Source organism: Mumia sp. (genome assembly GCF_028803055.1).
Taxonomy (GTDB): domain Bacteria; phylum Actinomycetota; class Actinomycetes; order Propionibacteriales; family Nocardioidaceae; genus Mumia.
Window position 1 is genome coordinate 1 of record NZ_JARBCJ010000185.1, and the last position, 6,092, is coordinate 6,092.

Below are 6,092 nucleotides of genomic sequence, written 5' to 3' on the forward strand. Positions count from 1 at the left end.
CCCCCCACCCCCGGGGGGGCGGCGGGGGGCGTCTGGGCCTTGTCGACGTGCGTCGCCTGTGACGCGCCAGCAGCCAGCGCGCGATGGATCGACGCGCTCCCGCCGGCGGCGGGGATCTCGATCGCGCCGGCGATCTCCTGCTCGCGGAGGAGCTCGTTCGCCTCGGGCAGCGTGTCCACCGTGCGCACCTCGAGCGCGTCGCCGGAGCTCTCCTGCAGATCGTCGGCGAACTGCTGAGCGGTGGCGTCCGCGCCCACGACGGCGACCGGGAGGTCCCGGGCGTGCGGGCTGTGCATGGTGCCCATGTACGTCGCGTACATCATCGTGACGATCAGGAACGGCATCACGAAGAGGGCGACGAGGCGACCCTTGCGCTCGGCCGGCGTCTCCGGTGGCGGAGGGGGGTACTTCGTCGCCGGGTCGGTGGGAGCCGGCAGTGCTGGTTCGACGCTGGACGCCAAGGTCATCTCCTCGAGAGGCGGTCGGCACGGAGTGGGCCGCGCGCCCTACCCTAAGTCACGTGGCTTATTATCGTGAGGGCGATACGTGAGCCGCCCGTCACAGCGCCGAGCGAGAGAATGCGATGCCCCGTCCTGACGCCCGGCACCACCTGCTGGATGCAGCCGAACGCCTGTTCGCCGAGCAGGGCGTGCACACCGTCTCCGACCGGCAGGTCGCAGAAGCCGCGGGGAACAGCAACCACTCCGCCGTCCACTACTACTTCGGTGGCCGAACGGGGCTCCTGCAGACGTTGTTGGACCGGCACCGTGCCGCCGTCGAGCCGGCGCAGCAGCGCTTGTACGCACAGTCCGACTCGCTGCTCGGGGACATCCGCGCCCTCGTCATCCCTCTCGTCGACTCCCTCGCCGACCTCCCGACCCCGTCATGGCGAGCCCGTTTCCTGGATCAGGCCGTCCACGACCCCGAGATCAGAGCATTGGCGCGCGGCGGCGCCGGCATCTTCTCGAGCACCCCGCAGATCGTCGGTTCGGTCGCGGACCGGCTGGCGTACCTCGACCGCTCGATCGTCGAGGCGAGGGCCAGGTTGGTGGCCCACGCCGTCAGCACGGCCTGTGCGGAGATCGAGGAGCGCGCGGCGAGGTCGAGTGAGCCCGCGCGCTGGACGGAGGCGGGGACGTTCCTCTGTGACGCGATCGCCGGGATGCTCCAGGCGCCGATCACCGAGCCGTAGTCGTCGCGTCACGCCGCCGCGGCCTGACGCGAGACCTGCAGCAGGGCCGTTGCCAGCACCCCGCACAGCGCAGCCGTCGGGGAGGCGTCACCGACGGAGTGGTCGGCGACCTCGAAGAGCCCCGCCGCGCAGCCGCGGCTGGATGGGTCGAGGGTTGCCGTCGATCCGGTGTCCAGAAGCTGGCGGAAGCGACGATCGCCGGTATCGAGCAGGACCGTGAGTTCGAGCGCCAGCCACGGGCCTGGTGGCTCGGGGTTCATGACGACCTGTGCGGCGAGCCGGTCGGTCACGGTGGCGACGCGGACGATCCCGCTGATGAGCTGCAGCTCGCGCGCGAGCTGAGGGGCGGGCACCCACGTCCGCTCTCGAAGCGTCTCCTCGGCCGCGCGGGCGAGGTCGTGCCGCGCCTGCGAACCGGCCAGGACCGCGCCTGCGTGCTCCCGGTCCCCGGTCAGCGCCGCACGCACCGCATCGTGGAAGGCGTGACTGCTGCTCCGCAGGAGAGCGTCGATGTCGGCGTATCTGTTCACCTTTGCACCGTGCCCGATCCGCAGGCCGAGGTCCTGCCTCCAGACGCCGTGTTGATGCGTCCTGAGGTGTTCTTGACGGGGCGGGTGGCGGAACGGTCGGCCGAGCAGGGGGCCTCATGGACACGGTCGGTTGTCTGGCCGGTGCTGATCAGCGTCCCGTGGCGACGTCAGTCCTGCTCGCAGCACGGAACGATGCTGCAGCAGACGGAGAGCGCAGACCAGTCACCTCGGCGCTGAGAGAAGCTCTCTACGGTCGTCGGGGAGCCGCCGCGTGAGGCGGGCCCTGTCGAGGTGGTCGAGCAGCGGCAGAACGACGCGCCTGCTCGTCCCCAGTCGCTGTCGCGCCTCGCTGGTGGTGAAGGGTTGGGGAAGGTCGGCGAGCTGCCGTGCCGCCAGCGTGTCCGCGCCCGGAAGGAGGACCACGCCGGGAGCAAGGCGCAGCAGCCGTCCCGCCTTGGCGGCGGCAGCCGTACGACGGTCGTCGAGACCGAGCTCGGCGAGGCGTCCGGCGGTGGGAGCAGCGAACGGGGCGTCGGCGAGGTCTGCCTCCAGCGCGCGGACCGAGCGCTCGACGTCTGGCGGCAACGTCGCGGCGGCGTCGCCGGGGACCACGCGACCGTCCTTGACGGCCAGGGGAGGGCGTACGACGGCGAGCACCAGCTCGGGGGCCGGAAGTCCGAGGCGGTCCGCGAGGGCACGTGGGGTCACGCCTGGATCGAGTGGCCGGGACGCGGCCTGCGTCGCGACGGCATCGGTGACGCGTACGGCCGCCTCCTCTGCCCGCGTCCGCGACATGAACCAGCCGGCGGCCTCGACCGTGCCCAGCGGCGGTGGGCTGGTGGGGACACCGATGCGATGCAGGAGATCGGCCTCGACGAGTCCACGCCGGTCGAGCTCGGCGGCCAGGTCGGGTGTCGCGGTGAGAGGAGCGAGAACCTTGGCTCGCGCCGCGGCGGCGCCCCGTCGTCGCAGAGGCGGCGGGACAGGGTCGAGGACGTCGACGCCCCAGATCCGCCGGCTCCCCGGGTCACGCAGCAGAGCGCGGTCACCCACCCGGAGCGGGAGCGGCGCGCGCAGGCTCAGCCGCACCAGGTCTCCGCCTTCGCCGGCCAGGGAACGGGTACGGGCGGTCACCGCGGTGGCGCCTACGTGGAGGAGAGGGAGGTCGGGGAGGCGGCCGGGCTCGCCCCGGACTCTGCAGTCGACGACCGTGGTGGGCCGCCAGGCGCCGGGGGTCACCAGTGCCGTTCCACGATCGATCGACCCCACTCCGTCACCGGTCAGGTTGAGGGCCACCCTGGCCGTGCCCATCACCTGGTCGACGGAGCCACCGAGCGCCTGGAGGCCCCGCACCCTGACGGCTCCGACCCCGCTCGCTGCGTGCACCTCGAGCTCGTCACCCGGTGCGAGCCTGCCTTCCGGCAGTGTGCCGGTGACGACGGTGCCGGCGCCGCGCACGGTGAACCGGCGGTCGACCCACAGCCGCACGTCGGCACCTGGGTCGGGGGCGGGCACCGCCGCCAGCATGTCGCCCAGGGCAACGCGCAGCTCGGCGAGACCGTCGCCCGTCGGAGCACTCACCGCGAGCACGGGCGCTCCGCGCAGCGCCGTCCGGGCCACCTCCGCCGCAGCCCGCTCCATCATCGGACGGGGGTCGGCCAGGTCGGCCCGGGTCACCGCGACCACGCCATGACTGACCTGCAGGGCGTCGAGCGCCGCGAGGTGCTCGGCAGCCTGCGGCATCCACGGATCGTCGGCGGCGACGACCAGCATCGCGGCGGGAACTGGTCCGATCCCGGCGAGCATCGTGGTGACGAACCGTTCGTGGCCCGGCACATCGACGAACGCGACGTCACCCACCTGTGGCAGCGACGTCCAGACATATCCCAGCTCGATGGAGAGTCCGCGCTCGCGCTCCTCCCGGAGCCGGTCAGAACGCATGCCGGTGAGCGCGTCGACCAGCGTGGACTTCCCGTGGTCGACGTGGCCGGCTGTGGCGACGACGTGCACGCGACCACTCTGGCAGGAGTCGCCCGGCCCTGTCAGCGAGCGGCGCGTCGCACCGCGGCGAGCACGTCGGCCTCGTCACTCTCCTGGACCGCGATCAGGTCGAGGAGGAGGCGGCCGCGCTCGACCCGCCCGACCACCGGGACGCACGGGTCGTCACGCAGCGGACCAGCAAGCCGCGCGGGCAGCACGAGCGCGGCACTCGGCAGCTCGACACCCGGCGCACCACCGCCACCGACGGCGGCGACGGAGGGGACAGCCTCGGGCGGCGGGTCCAGGCCGAGGTCACCGAGCTGATCGGCCAGCTGCTGGGCCCGCAGGGCGAGTTGTGCGGGAGTCGCCTCGAGGGCGGCGACGACCGGTGGGAGGGGCCCGACGAGCGTGGCCTCGAGCGCCGCGAGCGTGAGCTTGTCGACACGCACGGCACGGGCGAACGGATGCCGGCGCAGGCTCTCGACGAGGTCGGTACGCCCGAGCATCAGGCCGCACTGAGGTCCGCCCAGGAGCTTGTCGCCCGAGGCGGTGACGAGGTCGGCTCCCGAGCGCAGCGCCGCCGCCGCGCTCGGCTCGTCGGGCAGCCGCGGGTGCGGGCGCAGCAGACCGGAGCCCGTGTCGACGACCACCGGAGGCCCGAGCGTCGCGAGCTCCTCGACGGGCACGGAGGAGGTGAACCCGGAGACGACGAAGTTGGACGGGTGGACCTTGAGGACGAAGGCCGTGCCGTCGGGGTCCTCAGCCACGGCCGCCTCGTAGTCGGCCAGCCGGACCCTGTTCGTGGTCCCGACCTCGCGCAGCACCGCGCCGACCGACTCGAGCAGCTCGGGGATGCGGAACCCGTCCCCGATCTCGACCAGCTCCCCGCGCGCGACCACGACCGTGCCTCCGCGTCCGGCGAGGACGCAGGTGACGAGGGCCAGCGCTGCGGCACCGTTGTTGACGACGTGCACGCCGCCCGCCTCGGGCACCGCCGCGGCAAGCGCGCCGCGCGCGGAGCGGCCCCGCCGTCCGCGGCGACCCGTCGCCAGGTCGAGCTCGACATCGGTGGCGCCGGCAGCGACACCGAGGGCCTCGACCGCGGCATCGGAGAGCGGCGCACGGCCGAGGTTCGTGTGCACGACGATCCCCGTGGCGTTGACGACCCGACGCAGGCTGGTGGCCGCGGGCGGCAGGGCGTCGACCGCGGCCCCCACGACGTCCTCCGGTGCCAGCTCACCCGCGCGGCAGCGTTCGAGCGTCGCCCTGACCGTCTGCTTCACCACGTGCTCACCGAGCCGGTCCGCGGCCTTGCGGAGCCGCTCGTCGGACAGCACGGCGTCTGTGCGCGGCGTACGCCGCCGCGGGTCTGTCTCCACGTGGTCCTCCTCGACGCTCGTGCGGTCCACTGATCGGCATTGTGTCCCAAACGAGAGGGCGGTGGTCGACACAGCGGTGGTCGATACAGTGGTCGCGGTGCGTGGGGAGGCGTTCCTCGTCTGGTGACGGGCGCGGTCCTCAAAACCGTAGGGACCCAGTCGCTGGGTCCGGCGGGTTCGATTCCCGTCCGCCTCCGCCACCGCCCGCCCGCTAACTCAGCCGTTGGGGTCAGCCATTAGACGCTGGCGCCGCCTCGTCGTCGTGCGTGACATCAGTGGACCCGACCTGGTTGGCGTTTGCCGGTGTCGGCTCGACAGCCTCGGTGCCGTCCTGGGAGGAGTAATCAGTGGAACTGAGGCTCGGACGCTTCGTTGGCTCCTCGTTGGGCGGATGTGGACCGGTCGGACGCAGCTTCGGTGGGGGTGCCGCCCACGGCTTCAGGTACTGAAGGACGTCGGCGTAGAACGTATCGGAGGCCTTCAATACCGAGTCGATGAAGGACCCACGGCCACGGCCGCGCGTGGTGCCCATCGGCGAGATCAGGGCCAGACGGAACGACCGGATCTCTCTGGCCGGATCCACAACCAGAACCGTGGGGTCCGCCCGGACGACGCCGAGCAGCTCAGCAGCACTGGAGCCGCGAGCGTGGGCGGTGAAGGTTTCGACCCGCACGGAGTCCGGCGCGGCCTTCAGCTGCCGCACCAGCCATTTGACCCTGGTGCTGGGCCGTCCTTCTCGGGGCGCGTCAACGTTGACGTGGCAGGTGACCTTGGACGCGCGGAGGTCAGCAGTAACAACGAGTTGACCAACGGTGTCAGGTATACGAATTGCGCCGGACAGCTGCCCGCTCTGACACAGCATCGTGGTCAGCGCCTGGGCACGCAGGGCGGGATCAGCCTGCTCCTTGCGTGACAGCACCGGGACCACCTCGGTGCCGAGCTGGCGGCCCAGGCGGAGGCTGGCGAATCGCAGAAGAGCATCGAACCGTGCGATAACGTCGGGCAGTCCCT

General features: G+C 72.2%; 5 protein-coding genes, 1 tRNA gene and 1 pseudogene. 2 read left to right on the forward strand and 5 right to left on the reverse strand.

Going from position 1 to position 6,092, the window contains the following annotated elements; genetic code table 11:
• Positions 1–461, reverse strand: a 461-nt coding sequence (locus PV363_RS14760) for an ABC transporter permease (protein WP_301022712.1), incomplete at its 3' end; no start/stop codon positions are given.
• 122 nt (positions 462–583) lie between these two features.
• Between PV363_RS14760 and PV363_RS14765 the strand changes: the two genes are divergently transcribed.
• Entirely contained in the window at positions 584–1,192 is a 609-nt protein-coding gene (locus PV363_RS14765) for a TetR/AcrR family transcriptional regulator (protein ID WP_220346647.1), read from the forward strand.
• An 8-nt stretch (positions 1,193–1,200) separates the two neighbouring features.
• On the opposite strand, the gene PV363_RS14770 is transcribed toward PV363_RS14765, so the two are convergent.
• The 3 genes from PV363_RS14770 to selA all read right to left on the reverse strand — a co-directional run bounded on the left by PV363_RS14770 (position 1,201) and on the right by selA (position 5,111).
• A complete protein-coding gene (locus PV363_RS14770; protein WP_220346648.1) occupies positions 1,201–1,722 on the reverse strand; it encodes a hypothetical protein in 522 nt (173 codons plus the stop codon).
• A 222-nt stretch (positions 1,723–1,944) separates the two neighbouring features.
• On the reverse strand, positions 1,945–3,732 hold the full coding sequence (locus PV363_RS14775; RefSeq protein ID WP_220346649.1) for a SelB C-terminal domain-containing protein: 1,788 nt from the start codon (positions 3,730–3,732) through the stop codon (positions 1,945–1,947).
• A gap of 32 nt (positions 3,733–3,764) precedes the next feature.
• Complete coding sequence (gene selA, locus PV363_RS14780) at positions 3,765–5,111, reverse strand: L-seryl-tRNA(Sec) selenium transferase (protein ID WP_301022713.1); 1,347 nt, start codon at positions 5,109–5,111, stop codon at positions 3,765–3,767.
• A 75-nt stretch (positions 5,112–5,186) separates the two neighbouring features.
• Here selA and PV363_RS14785 point away from each other — a divergent pair.
• Positions 5,187–5,281, forward strand: a tRNA-Sec gene (locus PV363_RS14785).
• 29 nt (positions 5,282–5,310) lie between these two features.
• Here PV363_RS14785 and PV363_RS14790 read toward each other — a convergent pair.
• Positions 5,311–6,092, reverse strand: a pseudogene (locus tag PV363_RS14790) (hypothetical protein); the annotation flags it as partial.